This window comes from Aquabacter spiritensis (assembly GCF_004346185.1).
GTDB classification, from domain to species: Bacteria; Pseudomonadota; Alphaproteobacteria; order Rhizobiales; family Xanthobacteraceae; genus Aquabacter; species Aquabacter spiritensis.
In genome coordinates this window covers 111,825-131,925 of the sequence record NZ_SMAI01000010.1, presented here as the reverse complement: position 1 = coordinate 131,925, position 20,101 = coordinate 111,825, and the positions used below count along the sequence as shown (strand labels likewise).

Below are 20,101 nucleotides of genomic sequence, written 5' to 3'. Positions count from 1 at the left end.
GGCCCGCCCGTCGCCGCGCCACCGCGCCGCAACGTCATGTGACGGCGAATCGCACGCGGACCGCGCATCGGCTCAGGCGTGGGCCGGCTGCTCCCGCTGGAACTGGATGAGATCCAGCGACGGCGCCGCCGCGCGGCCCGCCAGAACGGTCAGCAGACAATGGATCTGGCCGCGATGATGGGTCTGATGGTTGAAGAAATGATCGAGCGCGCTGGCGAGGCTCTGGCGCACGGCGCGCCCCGAACTGGTCGCGTAGACGATCTCGGCGGCGAGCGCCTCGGCATCCAGGGTCTCGACAAAGGCGCGGATCCGCGTGTCCTCTGCGGCGCGCGCGCAGCGCAGGGCAAACGGCTCCTCGAACAGGATGGAGTCGAGCGGGGGCATCGGCACGTTCAATCCTTGGAAGCGGTCCATCCAGATCCGGTCGGCGACGAGAAGATGGTTCAGCGTGCCGTGCACCGAACCGAAGAACGCCCCGCAGGCGCGCCGATAGCTCTCGTCCGGCAGCCGGCCGGCGGCCTCGTAGAGGCGGCCATTGGCCCATTCGTTATAAGCGGCAAGGTCGTGATAGGCGCGGTACGGCATCGGTCCCCCCGGGCCCGCTCCCGAACGGTCGCGCAGCCCCTCCCCTCGTTCAAGCCTGGCGGGACACGGCGGCCTCGCCGGCCGACGGCCCGCGCCCCTCATCGACAGTGGACCGCCCGCCTGCGGCCGGCAATGCCGCTCACACCGGCAGGCGGAAATGCAGCTCCCACATGCTTCCCGCGCGCTGGGTCCGGAAGTCCGGAGCCAGGCGCGAAATCAGATAGGCCGACAGCGCGTGGACCAGATCGGGATTGTCGACCAGATCCTCGGCGGACGGCGGCCCGGCGGGCGGCACCAGCGCCGTCCCCTCATAGCGCACGATGACGTCGAACACGATGTCGTTGAACCCGGTCGTGACCTCGATCGCGGGACGGGCGGGATCGACGAATTCGCGGCCGATCAGTTCGATCGCCTGCCACGCCACATGCGCGCCACGCTGGACGACGTCCACCGGCGCGCCCCACCGGCCGGCCTCCGCCTCAATGAAGTCCGCCACCTCGTTGTGCGACGCCTCGCCGCCGGGAAAGCGCCGCACCACGCTGCGCCGCGCACCGATCCGGAACAAAGCGAGAAGGACGATGGTGACGAGGATCGAAACCGCGAAAGAGGAGAAGGTGACGAGGCGCAGTTCGGGAATCCGCCCCTCGAGAAGGTTGTGCAGCGGCTCATAGGCGATGGCGGTGACGAAGCCCATGCCGATCGCGACCACCTTGCGTGCATCGAGCACCCGGCTCGCCACCAATTGCAGTCCGTTGACGGTGGTGAAGGTGGCGAGGAAGAGGAACAGCGCCCCGGTCGCCGCACTCGGCAGCAGGATCCAGAAGCCGATCATCTTGGGCAGGAAGCTGAACAGGATGAGCAGGCCGCCGGTCCAGAAGGCGAGCCGGCGCGCGGTGCAGCCGGAGGCCGCCGCGAGCGCCACGGCGCCGCCGGACGCCACCATCGGCAGCGCATTGATGAGGCCGGCCAGGAGATGGACCAGCCCCTCGGCGCGGATGCCGCGGCTGATCGAGGTCAGATCCGGTGCCTTGAAATCGCGGTCATTGTTGCGCTGGGCGATGGTCTGCACCCCCACCGAGGTCAAGGCGAAGACGAACCCGGTCACGGCGAAGGGAATGATGGCGCCCGCCTGGAAATCCCAGCCGAACAGAGGCGGCAGGGGGAAGCTGATCCAGGGCGCCGCCGCCAGGAGGTCGATTTCGTGCGGATCGAGCAGCCCGACCGCCGCCGTGACCACCAGGCCGACCGTCAGGCCGATAAGATTGGTGAACAGCCGCACCCGGTTGCGCACATAGATGTGCAGCACGATCAGGGTCGTCAAAGTGAGGAACGCGATCGCGATGTGCGCCATCGCGTCGTTGAAGCCGGGCGGGGCATCGAAGATCAGGACCAGTCCCTGCTGGCCGAGGCCGACGCCGATGAGGAAGACCGCCAGCCCCGCCGCTTCCACGGTGATGATGCCGCGCAGCCGGACCAGGACGAAGGAACACACGAGCTGGCTGAGCCCGACCACCGCGACCATGGTGAAGCTCTGGCCCAGCGACAGGCCGGAGGAGCCGGCATAAGCCAGAGCGGGAATGGCGGCGGTGGTGCATTGCAGGGGATAGAACAGGCCGGCGCCGACTCCGAACCGGGCGTAGCCCTGGAGGATCAGCGCGATTCCCGCGCAGAACAAAGTGGTCGCGGAGAGGTCGAAGAAGCCCTGCGGCGTCAGGCCGAGCCGCATCGCCGCGACCCCCGGGACGCCGAGCAGCGTCACGAGGAATGCGACCTGCTGGAGCGCGGCGATGAAGGCGACCCGCGCCGGCGGCAGGTCGTCGACGCCGTAGAGCAGCGTCTCGGGTTTGCGCATCGCGCCCCGGGGCCTCTCAGGTCACGGGGAGAAGCGGCGTGCCGGGGGCGTCGGTGGCCCACAGATCGCCGCTGTCGAGGTCGAACCACCAGCCATGAAGCGCCAACGTGCCGGCCTCGACGCGCTCGCGCACCCAGGGATAGGTCATGAGATTGTCCAGCGAGCCGAGAATGGCGGCGCGCTCGGCGAGGAACGGCACCTCTTTCAGCCGGTCGAGCGGCATTGCCCGCTTGCCGCCTTCGGCGCCCTCGTCGGTGACATAGAGCCGGCTCGCATCCAGCGCCATCTCGACCCAGGGGCCGACGAATTCGCGCGGCGGGCGCTCGCCGCCGGCGGTCGAGAGCATCGCCTTGATGCCCCCGCAATGGGCGTGGCCGAGCACGATGATGTGGTCGACCTTCAGGTCGCGGACGGCATATTCGATCGCCGCGCCGGTGCCGTGCAGTCCGTCGTCCGGGCGATAGGCCGGGACGAGATTGGCGACATTGCGCACGACGAACAGTTCGCCCGGCTTCGCACCCGAAAGGATCGCCGGATCGACGCGGGAATCCGAGCACGAAATCATCAAAGTGGCGGGCGCCTGGCCCTTGTCCACGAGGCGGCGCATCAAAGACGGTGCCTCTTCGTAGAAGCGCGCCCGGAAGCGGCGTACGCCGTCGACGAGATGGGAAATGTCGCGGCAGCCCGCGCCGTCGGAATGGTCGTGCGCGTGGTGAGATGGTTGGTCCGACACGGCCCCTCTCCTGATCCCGAGCTCAAGGCGTCCGGCAGCATCGGCTCCGCGGACGGGGACCTCGGCCTTAGCAGATCCCGGCGCGGGTGAGAAAGCGCCGCGCATGACATTTCTTGCGCGCCCTGTGAAAAGCGCTGCGCAACGGTATCACTGCCCCGCACCGCGGCGGGTGTGACTTTCGCACCGTGCGTGAGGTCCGCGCTGCCCGGCGGGCGCGGACCTCACGGCGGCCCCTCAGGCGCCGCCGGGACCCAGCGCGCGGGTGAGAAGGCGCGCGAGGCGTGCGGAGAAGGCGCGCGGATCCTCCAGCGGCTCGGCATCGAGGATGCGGGCCTCGTCCAGCAGCAGATAGGCGGCGTCCGCGCGCAGCGCCGCCTCCTCCGCGCCGAGCCCGGCGAGCCGCACCACGAGGTCGTGGGTGGGATTGATCTCCAGGACCGGCTTCTCGCGCTGCGGCAGGCGGCCGGCGCCGGCCAGGATCTTCTCCAATTGGCGATCCATGCCGCGATCGGGCGCGACCAGGCAGACCGGGCTCTCGGTGAGCCGGTCCGAGGCGCGGACATCGGCGACCGAAGCACCGAGTTCGGTCTTCAGGAACTCGATGAAGTCCGTCACCTCCGCGCTCGCCGCGGCGCCGGGGGCAGCGGCATCGCCCTCGGGCAGCGGGATCAGGCCGAGATCGGCGGCGCCCTGGGTCACGGACTTGAACGGCTTGCCCTGGTAGTCAAGCCCCGACATGACCCAGAAGCTGTCCACATGGTCCGGCAGAAGCAGGACCTCGACGCCACGGGCCCGGAACCCTTCGATCTGAGGCGAGGCGGCGATCCGCTCGAGATCGCTGCCGAGCGCGTAATAGATCGCGGTCTGGTTTTCCTTCAGGTCGGCGACATAGTCCTTCAGCCCGCGCCAGCCGCCGCCCGAGGCCGTGGTCCGGAAGCGGGCGAGGCCGAGCAGGCTCTCCCGGCGCTCGCGGTCCTCGTACAGGCCTTCCTTGAGGACCGGACCGAAATTCTCCCAGACCGCCTCATAAGCGGGTGCATCGGCCCCGGCCAACTTCTCGAGTTCGCCCAGCACCCGGCCGGTGACGCCCTTGCGGATTGCGCCCAGCATGGGGCTTTCCTGGATCATCTCGCGCGAAACGTTGAGCGGGAGATCGGCGGAATCGACCAGGCCGCGCACGAAGCGCAGGTAGGCCGGCAGCAGATCGGCGTCGTCGGTGATGAAGACCCGGCGGACATAGAGTTTCATCCGCCCGTCTCGGCCCGTGTCGAGCAAATCGAACGGCTTCATGCCGGGCACGAAGGCGAGCACGCTGTATTCCTGCCGTCCCTCGGCGCGGTAGTGCAGCGTGAGGGCCGGCGTGTCGAACTGGCCGGACAGGCCGTGATAGAAATCGGTATAAGCGTCGGCGTCGATCTCCGCTTTGGGGCGGGTCCACAAGGCCGCGCCGTCCGCGATCTCCTCCGGCTCGGCCTCCGGCGTTTCGCGCAGCACGATCGGCACCGGCACATGGCCGGACTGGGTGCGCACGATCCGCTCGACGACGCCGCGCTCGGCATAGCGCGCCGCATCGGGGAGGAGATGGAGCACGACTCGGGTCCCGCGGGCGGGCGCGGCGTCAAGATCGACCGCATCGATCTCGTAGGTGCCCTGCCCGTCGGACGACCAGCGCGCCGCCGCGGCCGATCCCGCGCGCCGCGACACCACTTCGACCCGGCCCGCGACCATGAAGGCCGAATAGAAACCGACGCCGAACTGGCCGATCAGTTGCGCGCCCTCGCCGCTCGCCGCCGCGACCCGGTCCATAAAGGCGCGGGTGCCGGAGCGGGCGATGGTGCCGAGCGCCTCGGCGAGTTCGTCCGCGCTCATGCCGATGCCATTGTCCTCGACGCTCAGCCGGTTTTGCGCGGCGTCGAGCGTCAGGGTGATGCGCGGCTGGGGATCCACTGCGAGCAAAGCGGGATCGGCGATCGCCTCGTAGCGCAGCTTCTCGCAGGCGTCGGCCGCATTCGAGATCAGTTCGCGCAGGAACACGTCCTTGTCCGAATAGACCGAATGCACCATCAGGTGCAGCAGCTTGGCCACGTCGGCCTCGAACGCGTGGGTCTTCGGAGCGGAGGCTTCGGAGCGGGATTCGGGGGCTTGGGATTCGGGGGCTTGGGATTCGGGGGCGGCGCTTTCGGTGGTCATGGCGAGCGTGAACGTCTCCGTTGGCGTGCGAGCGTCGAAATGGCGGGGACCGGCCGCGATTGCAAGGGGGACGCGGCGTTGAACCGCCGTCCGGCGCTTGACGGAGCGGCGGGCAGGCCCCGGGACACGGGCGGCCTATCCAGCGATCCGCCCGGCCGCCCCTCTCGGAGCCTACGCCCCTCGTCCCGGGTGCAGAAATGACGTGTCGACGAAGACCTCGGCAGGTCATTGACGTTGATGTATCCAACTCAGAAGTATTTTATCGACTAGAAACAGAACCAATTTGAGCCGCATCCATTTCTCCGAACAATAGCCGGATTGTTGAATTGCGAAGCCCGATGACCGTCGACCTGAACCTCGTATCCGTCTTCCTCGCCGTCGCCGAAGCGAAGAGCTTCCGCGGTGCGGCCGACCGGCTGGGCGTGACCCGGTCGGCGGTGAGCCAAGCCATCCGGCGCATGGAAGACCGGATGGGCGTCGCCCTGGTTCAGCGGACGACGCGCAGCGTCAGCCTGACGGAGGCGGGCCTGCATCTGCACGCGCGCGTCGCACCCGCCATCGCGGAAGTCGAACTGGCCTTGGGCAGCGCGCAGGATCGGGACGGGCAGCCGACGGGGCTGCTGCGCCTCGCCGTGTCCTCGATCGCCGAGCGCTTCATCTCGGGGCCGCTTCTGGCGAGCTTCGCGCACGCTTATCCCGGCGTGCAGGTCGACGTCACCGTGACGGATGAAGAATTCGACATCGTCGCGGGCGGCTTCGATGCGGGCGTTCGGCTGGGCGAAGTGATCGCGCAGGACATGATCTCGGTGCCGGTCTCCGGCGACCAGCGTCAACTCGTCGTCGCCGCGCCGTCTTACCTCGCGCGCTTCGGAACGCCGTCGCACCCTTCGGAGCTGTCGCGGCATTGCTGCATCGGCTGGCGTCCCGCCCCGGACGTTGCGCCCTATCGTTGGGAATTCGAGGCGGACGGGCGCGCCTTCGACGTGGCGGTCGACCCCAGGATCACGACAAACGACATGTGGATCATGGTCCGGACCGCCTGTGCCGGGGGTGGCCTCACCTTCGGCATGGAGGAGACCTTCAGGCCCTTTATCGCACGGGGAGAGCTGGTGCCGCTGATGGAGGACTATCTGCCGCCATTCCAGGGATTTTTCCTGTATTTCGCAAACCGCCGGAATCTGGCCCCCAAGCTGCGCGCCCTCATCGACCACGTGCGGTATCGGCCCGAGCGGGCCGGCGGCGGCACGACCAGCGCCTGAGAGCGGTCGGGACCTCGCAGCCCTACCCGAACCGCACATGGGCCAGGTGTTCGGACGTCTCCCAGAGGCGGATCGCCACCGCGGTGTCCAGCGCCTGCGGGGGCGGCGCTTCCTCGGTCGGGTAGCCGCGCGTTCCCCAGAGCCGGTCGGGTCCGTAATGGGCACCGTCCCGCGCAGCCGGATCGGTCGCGGCGAACAGCGTCGGCAAGGCGCCTTGCCATACCGGCTGGTAAAGGAACGGCAAATAGCGTCGCGCCCGCCCGGGCCAGCTCGACCATCCCGCTCCGTTTGCGATGAGATCGGTGCGCGTAACGCCGGGATGCGCCGCGATGCCGGCGACCCCCCAGCCCGCCGCCTTGCTGCGGCGGCTGAACTCGAAGGCGAACATGATGCAAGCCAGTTTCGACTGGCAATAGACCGGGAACGGCTTGTAGCTCCGCTCGGCCTGAAGGTCGTCGAAATGGATGGCACCGCCGCGCGCGGCCACGCTCCCCACATTCACGACACGCGGATCGCGCCCCTTCTTCAGCAGCGGCAGCAGATGCGCGGTGAGCGCGAAATGGCCGAGATAATTTGTGCCGAACTGCAGCTCGAAACCGTCGCGGGTTTCCTGGCGCTTCGGCGGCGTCATGACGCCGGCATTGTTGATCAGAATGTCGAGGCGATCCTGCTCTTGCGCGAGACGCTCGGCGAAGGCGGCGATGGAGGCGAGGTCGGCGAGGTCCACCGCGCCGAACCGGACCTGCGCGCCGGGGACGGCTTGCGCGATCGCGGCCACCGCTTCGGCTCCCTTCCGGGGATTGCGCCCCGCAATCACCACGTTTGCGCCGGCGCGCGCCAGGGCCAGCGTATCCTCATATCCGAGCCCCCCGGTCCCGGTGACGACGGCCGAGCGGCCGCGCTGCGAGGGGATAAGGTCGGCTGTCCACTGCGTCATGATCGTCTCCAGTTGGGCGGCGAGAGCCTGACCCGGTCATGTCGCATGACACGATCGGTAAAAATCCTATAAGTCATTGATTATATTATATTAAAAATCAGACGGCGATGCCGTTCGAGCGGACTGCCCTATTCGAACGTCACCTGGGTCAGGCGCTCCAGGGCGGCCCACAATCTCTCGGCCGCGCGCGGATCGCGAGCGGCGGCGGGGGGAATCGCCACGCCCGGCGGACCGCGCAATCCGAGCAACCCGGTCGGGCCGTAATACCCGCCGGAGACGGCTTTCGGATCCGTCGCCGCATAAAGCGTCGGGAGGGCGCCCTGCGCCGCAGGCTGGAAGAAGAAGGGGAGGAACCTGAACCGCCAGCCTTCGGCACTGTCGAGGCCGGGACCGTCCGGGATGAGATTGGTTCGCGCGACGCCGGGATGCGCGGCGAGGCTGGACACGCCCCAGCCGCGGGCCGTGCTTCGTCGATCGAGTTCGATGGCCAGCATGAGATTGGCGAGCTTGCTGTTGTCGTAGGCGGCCGTATAGGCGTAGCTCCGCGCCAGCTGGAGATCGTCGAACGGAAGGGCGTCGGACGTCCGCAGGCTTCCCACCCAGACGATCCGGGGGTCGCGCGCCTTCTTCAACAGCGGCAGCAGAAGAGCGGTCAGCGTAAAATGACCGAGCGTGTTCGTCGCGAGCACCCGCTCGAAGCCGTCGACGCTCACTTCGCGACGGGCGCGGCCCATCACGCCGGCATTGTTGATCAGGACGTCCAAACCTTGGCCGGACGCGCGCATGCGGGCGGCGAACGCGCGGACCGAAGTCTGATCCGCAAGATCCAAGGTCTCGAACCGCACGGCGGCGCCGGGAACTTCCGCGCGGATGGCCCGCACGGCCTCCTGCCCCCGCGCCGCATTGCGCGACGCGATGGTCACATCTGCGCCCGCGCGGGCCAGAGCCAGGGCATCCTGATAGCCCAAGCCGCTGCGGTCATCCTGAGGGTGGCCATTGCCGCCCGTCACGAGCACCCGGCGGCCGGCCTGGGGCGGGATGGTGGACGCGGTCCGTTCGGGTACGTCCGCAGCGGCCGCGTGCGCCGGCGCCGCACAGACCCCCGCAAACAGTCCGGCCGAGATGCCGAGGGCGGACGCCTGAAGGACCGTGCGCCGTGAAACCGCCGCGCTCCCGCGAGGTCGTTGATCTCCAGTGTCCGGTGCCGGTGCCACGCCGTGTCTCCCTCGCTTGCGACATTCAAGCTAGAGCGTCGGGCGCTGACGGCGATGCCGATTTCCGGATAAAACTTGCCTGTTCCTCCAAGGCGCATCCGCGTGATCCGGACCTTCCCGACGGCGCGCCCACCGCAGGATGCGCGCGCGACGGATCGAGCGATCATGTCGGTTCCTCAGGGCCGGATTCTAAGCGCTCAGAACCTTCCGGCTCATATATTCGCTGTACTGGCGATGCAGGTTCATCACGTCGCGCTTCGGGGCGGCGCCGAACATGCGTGAATATTCCCGGCTGAATTGCGAGGCGCTCTCATAGCCGACCTGATAGGCCGCCTCCGCCACGCTGGCGGCGGCCGCCAGCATCAAGCGCCGCGCCTCGAGAAGACGCAGCTGTTTTTGAAACTGAAGCGGCGTCATCGAGGTCAGCGCCTTGAAGTGCTGATGGAACGAAGAGGGGCTCATGCGCGCCGCCTCGGCCATTTGCTCCACGCGCAGTGTCTGGGCGAAGTTGGCGTGCAGCAGAGTGATGGCTTTGGCGACCCGCTCGACATTCGAGTCCGGCAAAGCCAGCTTGCAGAGCTCGCCGCCACCGGGGCTGGTCAGCAGCCAGTAGCAGATCTCGCGCATAACCGACGGAGAGAGGATCGCTATCGCGTTCGGCGTCTGGGACATCCGGAGCAGGCGCAGGACGCAATCGGCCAAGGGGTCGTCGACCCGGCTCACGAACAGGCAGGGACCCGGGCTGACGGGCGGGTTCGGCGGCGTATCGAGCTGTTGCAGCACGTCGCGCAGCATCGCCACATCGAGTTCGATGGTGACGCCGATATAGGGCGCCTCCGGGCTTGCCTCGACGATCCGCCCGGTCGCCGGCAGCGCCATGCCGACGGCCAAACACTCCATCGTGCCGTAGCGAAGCGTGGACTCCCCGAACAGGATTTCCTTCGCCCCCTGAAGCACGACGCAGAGCGACGGCCGGTAGATCTGGCGCATCGGCAACCGGGCCTGGAAGGAGCGGAGGATGTGAACGGCGTCGATCCGTGTCGGAAACAGGCCCTGGCCGCCACCCTGTCCCTCGATGTGATCGGTGACCGCTGCAAGTAGCGCCGACGACACGCGACCCTCCGCCTGATGCCCAGGCCGACGCACCGGGCAGCCTTCGGCCGATGACCTAGCGTCATTTGTAGAATTAGGCAAATTTATTGGGGTATCGGGCATTCGGATCATGGGGCTCTCCTTCTACCTTGATGGCGCCAACCACGGTGAGGAGCCAGCATAGAATGGCAGATATTTCCGCTGAATCAAGAGACGCTCCCATCGCGAAACCTTATGCGACCCCAACATCAAAAAATGAATATGCGGAGGGATGGCATGTTTTCGCCATCCTGTTCGTCCTTTTCTTGGTGAGTGCGATCTCGCAGGTCGATCGAATATTGCCATTCGTGATGGCCGAAGCGATAAAGTCAGAGCTTTCACTCAGCGACACGCAGATCGGTCTGCTCACGGGGGTCGCGTTCGCCGTCTGCTACACGCTGCTGTCCCTGCCGCTCGCCCGCGCCGCCGATCGCGGCTCGCCCCGGCTGGTCCTTGCGGCGTGCATTCTCGGCTGGAGCGCGATGACGGCGCTAGGCGGCCTCGCCGCGAGTTTCCTGGTTCTGGCCTTCACGCGGTTCGGCGTCGCGTTCGGCGAGGCGGGCGGACTCCCCTCGGCCCATGCCATTATCGCGCGAAAGATCAGACCCGAGCGCCGCGGCCTCGCCATCGGACTTTTTGCCATGGGCATCCCGCTCGGCACCATGACGGGATTTGCCGCCGGCGGCGCGATCAGCGACGCACTGGGCTGGCGCACGGCGCTGATCGGTGCGGGACTCATCGGGGGTGTGCTCGGCCTGTTGGCGATATTCGTCATCGGACCGACCGCGCCGCTGAAACGGCCCACGGCCGGCAGCGACTCGTTTCTGCGGTCGAGCGCGGAGCTTCTGGCCACCCCGGCGTTCCGCTGGCTGTTCATCGGCGCGGTCGCCAGCAGCTTCGCCGCAGCGCCATTCTACGCCTTCGCGGTGCCGTTTCTCATTCGCACCCATGGGTTCAGCGCCGGTGAAGCGGGATTGGCATTCGGCCTCCTGCAGGGCCTGATGGGCATCGTCGGGACGCTGCTCGGCGGGCGCATGTTCGATCGCGCCGTTCAATCCGGGACCGGCCGCCTGCTCGGACCGCCCGGCCTCGTCTTCCTGGTCGCCAGCGTGACGACGACCGGCGCTCTGTTCGCCCCGATGGGATGGTTGACGGTGATGCTGCTCGTGCCAAGCATGCTGTCCTTCGCCTTCTTGCTGCCCTGGGGCTTCGGCACCGCGCATCTGGTGGCCGGCACCGGCAAGGAAGCGATGGCGTCGAGCCTCGTCATGATCGGTTCCGGCCTCCTCGGCCCGGCCTTCGGACCTTTGATCGTCGGCATGATCAGCGACGCGGCGCGCGCGGCGCAGATTCCCGGCGGCCTTGCGCTCGGTCTGCTGATCGTGCCCGTCGCCAGCATCCTGAGCGCCATCGCCTTGCTGGTCGCCGATCGGCGGGTTGCCGGCGTGCTTCGACGTCGCTGAAACCCCGTCGAAGCGCGCCGGTCGAGATCGGACCAGGGAACACCGCCCCCGTTCCCTGATCCGGCGGGTCGCCAATCCCCCCGCGGTGGCGACCCGCGCCCGTTCAATTCGCCGCCGGGCCTTGCCTAGCACGCCATACGTCCGACTACGGTGTTTCGGCATCCGCCCGCTCCGGCGAAAAATAGCCGGCCTCCCGGATGTCGCTCAGAAGATCCGGACCGCTGGGCGCCCAGCCGAGCGTGGCCCGGGTCCGAGCGCTGGAGGTCGGCTGATCGAGGGACGCGAAGCCGAAGAACCAGCCGAAATGATCGCGGGCCTCCGTGTCGGACAGCGACACGCAAGGCAGATCGAGGCCACGCGCAATGGCTTCCGCGATCCGGCGGAAGGGTACGCCCTGTTCGGCCACCGCGTGGAAGGTTCCGGCGTCCGCACCCCGCGCGACAACGTGCCGGAAAGCGCGGGCGGCGTCGTTCACGTGCACCGCCGGCCAGGCATTGCCGCCGTCACCGATATAGGCCGATCGACCCTTTTGCCGGGCCATGTCGATCAGCATCGGGACGAAACCGTGATCCCCCCTGCCGTGGACGGACGGCGGCAGGCGCAGAAGACTCGCCGCGATTCCGCGGTCCCGGAGCGCCCGCGCCGCCGCCTCGGATGCGCGGGGATACCTGTCCGACGGCGGGAGGCCCGGATCCGTCTCGACGGCGACGGGTCCGGCCGCATCGAGATGCGCGACGCCCGCCGTGACGACGAGGGGCTTCTTCGTGCCTTCGATCGCGGCGCCGAGGGCCTCGATGGCGCATCGGTCGACCGCACAGGCTGCGGCGAAGCGGGAGAAGTCGTGGATGAAACCGGTATGCACGATCGCATCGGACAATTCCGCACCCCGGCGCAGCGTTTCCGGCGCCTCGAGATCGCCGCGAAGGGCCTGCGCGCCCATTCTTGCCAGGTGATCCGCGCTGCGCTCCGATCGGGCCAGTCCCAGGACGTGGTGCCCATGGGCGAGAAGATCCCGGGTCACGGCCGTTCCGACAAATCCCGTCGCGCCGGTGACAAACACTTTCATGACCGTTCTCCGTCTTGCCCATGCGGAGACTATCGGTCACCTTCGATCTAATTAAAGATGAGACGTTATACCGGTATCATGACCAACAGTCAGGATGGGGGAGACGACGGCCAGCGCCTCGGAGCGTTCCTGAAGGACCGGCGGCAGCGGCTCGATGCCGCCGCGCTCGGTTTCGCGGGACGGCGCCGGACGCCGGGCCTGCGGCGCGAGGAAGTGGCCCAGCGGGCCGGTATCAGCACGACATGGTATACGTGGCTGGAACAGGGACGCGGGGGCGCGCCGTCGCCGCGCGTGCTCGACAGCCTCGCCGACGCGCTCATGATGACGGAAGCTGAACGGGAGCATCTGTTCCTGGTCGGCCTCGGCCATCCGCCGAAGGCGCGCACCACGCCGCGCGCGGGAATCTCGGGGCGGTTGCAGCGCCTTCTCGACGCCATGCCGACAATCCCCGCGACCATCGCCACCGCGACTTGGGACATTGTCGGCTGGAACCGCGCCGCGCGGCTCGCCCTCACGGATTACGAAGCGCTGGCACCGGAGGAGCGGAACATCCTGCGGCGGATGTTTCTCGATCCAGCGACGCGCGCCGCCCAAAGCGATTGGGAGGCCGTGGCGCGGTTTCTGGTCGCGACCTTTCGCGCGGAGACCGCGCGCATCGGCGAGAACGCGCGGGCGGCCGGCCTGATCGCCGAACTCGCCGGCCAAAGCGCGGCCTTCACGCGCATGTGGGCGGAGATCGACGTGCGGACGACCGGGGAAGGCGCAAAGACCATCCGCCATGCGGCGGTGGGAGAGATCACCTTCGAATTTTCATCCTTCGCGATCGACGGCCGGCCGGACCTCAAGCTGATGATCTACAATCCGGCGGGCGCCGACGACGTTGAAAAGATGCGCCGGCTGTGCAGGTAAGGGGAAGGCGCCTGCATCGCAGGTGAAGGTCGCCCCATGCTTTATCATCGACCGCCATTGTGACGAACACCGACCGAATACTCGTCAGCGTCCGAAACAATGTCGTTCGTTCGCAGCTGCGGCGTTTTCGAAGGTCAACCTTCTCATGCCCACCGCTCACGGAATTCCGGCGCCCCGGATTTCCGCGACCATAGCGAAGCGGGGGAGAGGACCATCTTGACACGGTGGTCGCGCCGGCCCGCGACACCAAGGTGGTGCCTTATCTCGGGCTTCCCGCGATCAACATCCCGTGCAGCGTGACCGGAAACGGCCTGCCGACATCGTTCCAGCTCATCGGCCGCCCGCTCGCCGAGCCCAGCCTTCTGAAGGTCGGCCATCTCTACCAGGTGGCCACGGACTGGCATCTGCGGGAGCCGAATTGAACAAAGCCGGCTCCGAGACCACAAGGCCTCGAGCGCCGGCTCTGCAGGGGGCTCTCCGTCGCCGGGCGCAGCCCGGTGAGAGGCCCGTCGCGGTCAGGCCGCGGCCTTCTTGGGCTGCACTTCCTGGCTGTAGGCATCCATCAGCTGATGGGTGATGCCGGTCGGCGCGAAGCGCCAGTCGGCGATTTCCCCGACCGGGGTGACTTCGGCCGCGGTGCCGGAAATGAAGCATTCCGAGAAGTCGGACAATTCCTCGGGCCGGATCTGCCGCTCCACCACCTCAATGCCGTGGCGCCGCGCCAGCTCGATCACCGTGCGGCGGGTGATGCCGTCGAGGAAGCAGTCGGGAGTCGGGGTATGGATCACGCCATCCCTGACGAAGAAGATGTTGGCGCCCGTGCATTCGGCGACGAGGCCGCGATAGTCGAGCATCAGCGCATCGGCATAGCCGCGGCGTTCCGCCTTGTGCTTGGAGATGGTGCAGATCATGTAGAGACCCGCCGCCTTGGCCTTGCACGGAATGGTCGCGGGATCGGGCCGGCGGAATTCGGCGAGGTCGAGCCGCAGGCCCTTCAGCCGCTGCGCGGGATCGAAATAGCTCGGCCATTCCCACACGCCGATCGCCAGATGGATCTGGTTCGACTGAGCGGAGACGCCCATCATCTCGCTGCCGCGCCACGCGACCGGGCGCACATAGGCGTTGACGAGGCCGTTCTTCTCCAGGGTCAGGCGTTTGGCCGCGTCGATCTCCTGGATCGAATAAGGGATGGTGAAGTCCAGCAGTTCCGCGGAATAGCGCAGGCGTTCGGAATGGGCGGTGGACTTGAAGATCTCGCCGCCATAGGCGCGCTCGCCTTCGAACACGCAGCTTGCATAATGCAGGCCGTGGGAGAGCACGTGCAGCTTGGCATCCTGCCACGGCACCAATGCGCCGTCGTACCAGATCCAGCCGTCTCGTTTGTCGAAGGGCTCTCCACTCATGGTCTTCGCTCCTCTCGGGACCGTCTTCAAGGCGGCCCTTGGTCCCCCACGACGACCGCACCTTTGCAGTCGCGCCCGCTACGGAATAGGTTCACGGCTGAGATATGACGCACAGCCCGCTGCCGCGCAACGATCGAACTCCCGATAGGCTCCCGGAGACCGATCCTTTCGCGCCAACGGCCATGTGAGTAACGATCGGACCGAAAAAAGTCAACATGGCTGACGTAAATCCTTCCTTGACGACGCTGCGTCCCGAGCCGGCCGGGCCCCGCCCGGCGTCGGCCGACGCCCCTTTGGTCGAACTGATCGAACTTTTCTTCTTCGCCTATCGCGATTTCGTCGCCGATCCCGACGAGATTCTGGCGCCGCTCGGATTCGGGCGGGCGCACCATCGGGTGCTGCATTTCGTCAACCGCCACCCCGGCATGCGCGTGACCGATCTGCTCGACATCCTGCGCATCACCAAACAGAGCCTCGGGCGAGTGCTGCGGGAGCTGGTTGACCAGGGCTTCATCGAGAGCCGGGCTGGCCCGTCCGACCGGCGCCAGCGGCTGCTCTATCCCACCCCCAGGGGCGAGGCCCTGGCGCATGAATTCGTCGCCCTCCAGAGCCGGCGGATCGCAGGCGCCCTGGATGAGTGCGGCGCCGGCGCGCGCGAGGCCGCGCGCCGCTTTCTTGTCGCCATGATCGACGCCGAGGATCGCGCCGGCGTGGAGCGGCTGATCCAGCGTGCCGAACGCGACCGGCGCAGCCGCTGAACCCGTGAAGTCCGACCAATGACCGCGCCCCTCCCCGCCCCGCCTCTCGCCGACGATGCGCCGCATCTCCTGGTCGTCGACGACGACAACCGAATCCGCTCGCTCCTCTCGCGCTTCCTCACCGAGCACGGCTACCGCGTTACCACGGCCGCCTCGGCGGCCGAAGCGCGCGGGCGGCTCGACGGCCTGTCGTTCGACCTCCTGGTACTCGACGTCATGATGCCCGGCGAAAGCGGGCTCGACCTCGCCCGCGCGCTGCGGCGGACCTCCGGGGTGCCTATACTAATGCTGACCGCGCGCTCGGAGGCGGAGGACCGCATTGCCGGGCTCGAAGTCGGCGCCGACGATTATCTCGGCAAGCCGTTCGAGCCGCGCGAACTGCTGCTGCGCGTCGCCTCGATCCTGAAGCGTGCCCAGCCGGCGGCGCAAAAGGCGATCGAAGAGGTGCGGTTCGGCGAATTCCTGTTCCATCTCGGCCGCGGCGAGCTGCTGCGCAACGGCGACCCGGTGCGCATCACCGAGCGCGAGCGCGACATGCTGCGCGCGCTCGCCGAGGCGCCGGGCGACACCGTCCCCCGCTTGGCCCTCGCCGGCAACGGCACTGCCAGCGAGCGGGCGGTGGACGTCCAGGTCAACCGCCTGCGTCGCAAGATCGAGCGCGATCCGGCCAATCCCATTTATGTCCAGACCGTGCGCGGGATCGGCTACCGGCTGGTGGTGACGCCGTGACCATGCCGCATAGCCTTGCCGGCCTGCGCAGCTTCGGGGCGCGCCTCGTCGACCTCAACGGCCGGATCGGCGCCTGGTTCAACCGCATCACCCCGAAGGGCCTCTATCCCCGCTCGCTGCTGATCATCGTCGTCCCGATGGTGCTGCTTCAGTCGGTGGTCGCCTTCGTCTTCATGGAGCGCCACTACAATATGGTGACGCGCCGGCTTTCTGCGGCGATCAGCCGGGACATCGGGGCGGTGGTGTCGCTCTACACCGTCTTGCCGCAGGAGAAGGAGGCGGCCGCGCTGCGGCGCATCGCCTGGCAGGACCTCGATCTCGCGGTCGACGTGCTGCCGCCGGGTCCCCTGCCCGCACCGGGATCGCGCCCCTTCTTCTCGATCCTCGACACCTTCCTTTCCGGGGAAATCGGTGAGCGGGTGAAGCAGCCGTTCTGGATCGACACGGTCGGCCGCTCCGACCTCATCGAGGTGCGGGTCCAGCTGTCCGACGCGGTGCTGCGCATCTTCGCTCCGCGCAACTCCGCTTATGCCTCCAATTCGCACATCTTCCTGCTCTGGATGGTGGGCACGTCTCTGGTCCTGCTCACCGTCGCCATCCTGTTCCTGCGCAACCAGATCCGGCCGATCGAGAATCTCGCCGACGCGGCCGAAGCGTTCGGCAAGGGCCGCGACGTCGAGAATTTCCGTCCCCGTGGGGCCCGCGAGGTGCGGCGCGCGGCCGTCGCCTTCCTTGAGATGAAGCGGCGGATCGAGCGGCAGATCGAGCAGCGCACGACCATGCTCGCGGGCGTCTCCCACGACATGCGCACCATCCTCACCCGCTTCAGGCTGGAGCTCGCCTTCCTGCCGGAGGGGCCCGAAGTCGACGCCCTGCGCAAGGACGTGGACGAATTGCAGGGCATGCTCGAAGCCTATCTCGCCTTCGCCCGCGGCGATCCCGGCGAGCAGGCCGCCCTCACCGACATGGCGCAGGTGATCGAGGATCTTCGCGCCAATGCCGAACGCTCCGGCGCCGCGGCGACGGCGAGCTTCATGGGGCCGCCGCTGGTTCAGGTGAAGTCGGATGCGCTGCGCCGCTGCCTCGGCAATCTGGTCAGCAATGCCGTGCGCTATGCCCGTGCGCTCGAAATCATCGGGACCCGCGATGCCCGCTGGCTGCTCGTGTCGGTGGACGATGACGGGCCGGGAATTCCCCCCGACATGCGCGAGGAGGTGTTCCGCCCCTTCCTGCGGCTCGACGATGCGCGCAACCAGGATGCCGGCGGCACGGGCCTCGGCTTGTCCATCGCCCGCGACATAGCGCGCGCCCATGGCGGCGACATCCTGCTCTCCGAAAGCCCGATGGGCGGCTTACGCGCGACGCTGCGGCTGCCGGTCTGAGACCGGAGTGCGCAGCCGCGCCGGGCCGGATTACGTAGACCCGCACAGGATACCTGCCGACTTCGCGTCAAAACCCGGATCCGAGAGATCCTTCAATCAGCGATCTCAACACTCTAAAAAATACTTCCGGACCCAGAGAGCATTTATACTCAAGCTATAGATTCTACATATATGGCACAGCCGGTCTGTTTTCGCCCTCCACACGCCCCCACACATTGACACTGCTTGCGGCGCGGGGAATTTTCCCGTCTTGAGTGGAATTCAACGCCGATGTCAGGCGGTTGCGGAGCTGGACCATCCATGAGCGACGTCGACGACACGCCGGCACCCTCCGGCGGTGCGGTCTATTCCACCCCCAAAGGCGGCCTGTATGGCGGGCCGTTCGATTCCTCCGGCCTCGACCCGAATACCCGCTCCGTGATGATGGACAATCGCTGGACCACCGTGTTCGGCGGGTCCGAGGCGGCGAGCGTCATCCCCTTCGCCTTCGCCACTTCGGCCACCGATTACACCAGTGTCGAGGGCGGATATCCTGATCCGGCGTTGGTGAGCACCTTCGCGCCGGTCACCGAGGAGCAGAAGGACGCGGTGCGCAGCGCGTTCGGGCTGGTCTCGTCCTACACGTCGCTGACCTTCAGCGAGGTCGACTCGGCGCTACCGGCCGATGCCGCCTTCCGTTTCGCGCGCTACAGCGACACCGGATCGGAATCGAATTTTCCGGCCAACAGCGCCGCCTATGCCCCGACCGACAGCCGCATGTCCGGCGACACCTTTCTCGGCGGCAACGGCAATGTGCCCGCCAGCTATTTCGGCACCGACCATTTCAACACGATCATCCATGAAATGGGGCATGCCTTCGGCCTGAAGCACGGCCACGATCCCGACTATAACGGCACGCTCGCGCCGGAATTCAACGACAACGAATTCTCGGTCATGACCTATGCGAGCTATTTCGGTGCCGACACGGGCGGCGCGACGGAGGCCTGGGTCGGGTCCGCGCCGCAGAGCTACATGATGTTCGATATCGCGGCGCTGCAGGCCTATTACGGTGCCGATTTCAGCAAAGTCGGAACCGAGGCGGTTTACACCTGGGACCCGGCGACCGGCCAGCAATCCATCAACGGCGTGCCCGCCGCCTTCACCGGACCCTCGGCCACCGGCAAGATCTTCTCCACCGTCTGGACCCAGGGCGCGCTGACGACCTACGATCTGAGCGCCTTCGGCGACGATCAGGTGAACGACCTTCGGCCGGGCTATTGGCTGACCTTCTCCTACGCCCAGCTCGCCGACCTCAACAATGCCGCCCCCCAAGGCACTCTCGCCTACCGGGCGCAGGGCAACATCTATAATGCCCTGCTTTATGAGGGCGACGCCCGGTCCATGATCAGCAATCTGATCACCGGCAGCGGCAACGACACCATAACCGGCAACGACCTCGGCAACCTCCTCATCGCCAATGCCGGCGCCGACACGATCTTCGGCGGAGCCGGGGACGACGTCATCAGCGGCGGCGCGGGCGCGGATCTCATCGATTTCGGCACCGGCGACGACACGCTGCGCGACCTGCTCGCCGATCTCGACGGCGACGTCGTCACCAGCTTCACCTTGACCAGCACGCTCCAGATTGCCGACGCCCTCGTCGGGCGTGCGAACATCTTGTTCGCAGCGACGCCGGAGGTGGCGACGATCGAGATCGGCGGAACCACGCTCGTGCTCAACGGCGATTTCAGCGGCGGCGACATCATGGCGGCGGCGCGCGGTACCGGCCCCGACGCGCACACCCAGATGTCGTTCGTGACCTATCTGCCGACCCTCTCAGAAGCGGTCTCGGTCGATCTCGCGGCCATCAACGGGATCGCCAATCAGGCCTATCTGACCGGCGACGGCACGGTGACCTATGCGATGGAGCTGAGTTCGGCGACCTCGGCCTTCGCCAACATCCTCGGCTATTACAGCATCACGGTGGACGGCACGATTTCCGACGTCCATCTCGCCTTCGACAACACCCTTGATGCCGCGGCGCCGGGCACGCAGGTCGATCTCGGCATTCCCGAAGACGGCGCGCGCGTCGGCTTCTTCCTGATCCAGAACGGCTTCACGCTGTTCGGCGACCTGCCCGACGACCTCACCTTCTTCGCCCCCGACGGCATCACCCCCGCGGACCTCGATTCCGGCCTCTCTCCTCTCCTCTACAGTGCGAGCCGTGGCTTTCTCGGCGGCACCGACATCTTCCACTCCTTCGCGACGCTCAATCCCGACGACGCCACCCAAGTCCTGTCCGGCGTCGCCCCCGGCGGCGAAGCCCTGTGGATCGGCTTCGAGGACCTGCCGACCGCGACCGGCGACAACGATTTCCAGGACGTCGTCATCAGCATCGGCACCAATGCCGACGGCTTGTTCATCGTCTGACGGGCGGCGACAAGCGGCGGCCGGGCCTTGACGGCGCGCCGTCCCCGCGTCACAGCAAGGCTTTCACGCACAAGAGGCGGA

General features: G+C 67.3%; 17 protein-coding genes. 8 read left to right on the top strand and 9 right to left on the bottom strand.

Annotated features, from left to right (window positions below; translation table 11 throughout):
• Positions 1–72: 72 nt before the first annotated feature.
• From EDC64_RS15775 to htpG, 4 genes are all read right to left on the bottom strand, one after another.
• The gene (locus tag EDC64_RS15775; RefSeq protein ID WP_132033062.1) at positions 73–585 is read right to left on the bottom strand and encodes a DinB family protein; all 513 of its coding nucleotides are present in this window, start codon (positions 583–585) and stop codon (positions 73–75) included.
• Positions 586–724: 139 nt separating this feature from the next.
• Positions 725–2,437, bottom strand: coding sequence for a solute carrier family 23 protein (locus EDC64_RS15770; protein WP_132033060.1), 1,713 nt, complete (start codon positions 2,435–2,437; stop codon positions 725–727).
• Positions 2,438–2,453: 16 nt separating this feature from the next.
• Positions 2,454–3,170, bottom strand: coding sequence for a carbonic anhydrase (locus tag EDC64_RS15765; RefSeq protein WP_207916111.1), 717 nt, complete (start codon positions 3,168–3,170; stop codon positions 2,454–2,456).
• A gap of 234 nt (positions 3,171–3,404) precedes the next feature.
• Positions 3,405–5,360 (bottom strand): molecular chaperone HtpG, encoded by a 1,956-nt coding sequence (gene htpG / locus EDC64_RS15760; RefSeq protein WP_132033058.1) that lies wholly within the window; start codon positions 5,358–5,360, stop codon positions 3,405–3,407.
• Between the two features lie 338 nt (positions 5,361–5,698).
• Between htpG and EDC64_RS15755 the strand changes: the two genes are divergently transcribed.
• Positions 5,699–6,619: a LysR family transcriptional regulator gene (locus tag EDC64_RS15755; protein ID WP_132033056.1), complete on the top strand. Its 921-nt coding sequence runs from the start codon at positions 5,699–5,701 to the stop codon at positions 6,617–6,619.
• A gap of 22 nt (positions 6,620–6,641) precedes the next feature.
• Here EDC64_RS15755 and EDC64_RS15750 read toward each other — a convergent pair whose 3' ends face one another.
• The 3 genes from EDC64_RS15750 to EDC64_RS15740 all read right to left on the bottom strand — a co-directional run bounded on the left by EDC64_RS15750 (position 6,642) and on the right by EDC64_RS15740 (position 9,883).
• Complete coding sequence (locus EDC64_RS15750; protein ID WP_132033054.1) at positions 6,642–7,556, bottom strand: SDR family oxidoreductase; 915 nt, start codon at positions 7,554–7,556, stop codon at positions 6,642–6,644.
• A gap of 128 nt (positions 7,557–7,684) precedes the next feature.
• Positions 7,685–8,566, bottom strand: a complete 882-nt coding sequence (locus EDC64_RS15745) for an SDR family NAD(P)-dependent oxidoreductase (protein WP_245504740.1) — start codon at positions 8,564–8,566, stop codon at positions 7,685–7,687.
• 393 nt (positions 8,567–8,959) lie between these two features.
• Positions 8,960–9,883, bottom strand: coding sequence for an AraC family transcriptional regulator (locus tag EDC64_RS15740; RefSeq protein ID WP_207916115.1), 924 nt, complete (start codon positions 9,881–9,883; stop codon positions 8,960–8,962).
• Between the two features lie 131 nt (positions 9,884–10,014).
• Between EDC64_RS15740 and EDC64_RS15735 the strand changes: the two genes are divergently transcribed.
• Positions 10,015–11,364 carry an MFS transporter gene (locus EDC64_RS15735; RefSeq protein ID WP_338023410.1) on the top strand — a complete coding sequence of 450 codons (1,350 nt, stop codon included), beginning with the start codon at positions 10,015–10,017 and terminating at the stop codon, positions 11,362–11,364.
• Between the two features lie 145 nt (positions 11,365–11,509).
• On the opposite strand, the gene EDC64_RS15730 is transcribed toward EDC64_RS15735, so the two are convergent.
• Positions 11,510–12,430 (bottom strand): SDR family oxidoreductase, encoded by a 921-nt coding sequence (locus EDC64_RS15730; protein ID WP_132033048.1) that lies wholly within the window; start codon positions 12,428–12,430, stop codon positions 11,510–11,512.
• A 57-nt stretch (positions 12,431–12,487) separates the two neighbouring features.
• On the opposite strand from EDC64_RS15730, the gene EDC64_RS15725 reads away from it, so the two are divergent.
• Positions 12,488–13,339 carry a helix-turn-helix transcriptional regulator gene (locus EDC64_RS15725; RefSeq protein WP_245504730.1) on the top strand — a complete coding sequence of 284 codons (852 nt, stop codon included), beginning with the start codon at positions 12,488–12,490 and terminating at the stop codon, positions 13,337–13,339.
• Positions 13,340–13,563: 224 nt separating this feature from the next.
• Positions 13,564–13,761 carry a hypothetical protein gene (locus EDC64_RS15720; RefSeq protein WP_132033046.1) on the top strand — a complete coding sequence of 66 codons (198 nt, stop codon included), beginning with the start codon at positions 13,564–13,566 and terminating at the stop codon, positions 13,759–13,761.
• A gap of 93 nt (positions 13,762–13,854) precedes the next feature.
• On the opposite strand, the gene EDC64_RS15715 is transcribed toward EDC64_RS15720, so the two are convergent.
• On the bottom strand, positions 13,855–14,742 hold the full coding sequence (locus tag EDC64_RS15715) for a branched-chain amino acid aminotransferase (protein WP_132033044.1): 888 nt from the start codon (positions 14,740–14,742) through the stop codon (positions 13,855–13,857).
• Positions 14,743–14,957: 215 nt separating this feature from the next.
• On the opposite strand from EDC64_RS15715, the gene EDC64_RS15710 reads away from it, so the two are divergent.
• From EDC64_RS15710 to EDC64_RS15695, 4 genes are all read left to right on the top strand, one after another.
• Complete coding sequence (locus EDC64_RS15710; protein ID WP_132033042.1) at positions 14,958–15,500, top strand: MarR family winged helix-turn-helix transcriptional regulator; 543 nt, start codon at positions 14,958–14,960, stop codon at positions 15,498–15,500.
• A gap of 18 nt (positions 15,501–15,518) precedes the next feature.
• Positions 15,519–16,229, top strand: coding sequence for a response regulator (locus EDC64_RS15705; protein ID WP_132033040.1), 711 nt, complete (start codon positions 15,519–15,521; stop codon positions 16,227–16,229).
• Positions 16,230–16,231: 2 nt separating this feature from the next.
• The gene (locus EDC64_RS15700) at positions 16,232–17,611 is read left to right on the top strand and encodes an ATP-binding protein (protein ID WP_132033207.1); all 1,380 of its coding nucleotides are present in this window, start codon (positions 16,232–16,234) and stop codon (positions 17,609–17,611) included.
• 300 nt (positions 17,612–17,911) lie between these two features.
• Entirely contained in the window at positions 17,912–20,020 is a 2,109-nt protein-coding gene (locus tag EDC64_RS15695; RefSeq protein ID WP_165933794.1) for a DUF4114 domain-containing protein, read from the top strand.
• Positions 20,021–20,101: the final 81 nt, after the last annotated feature.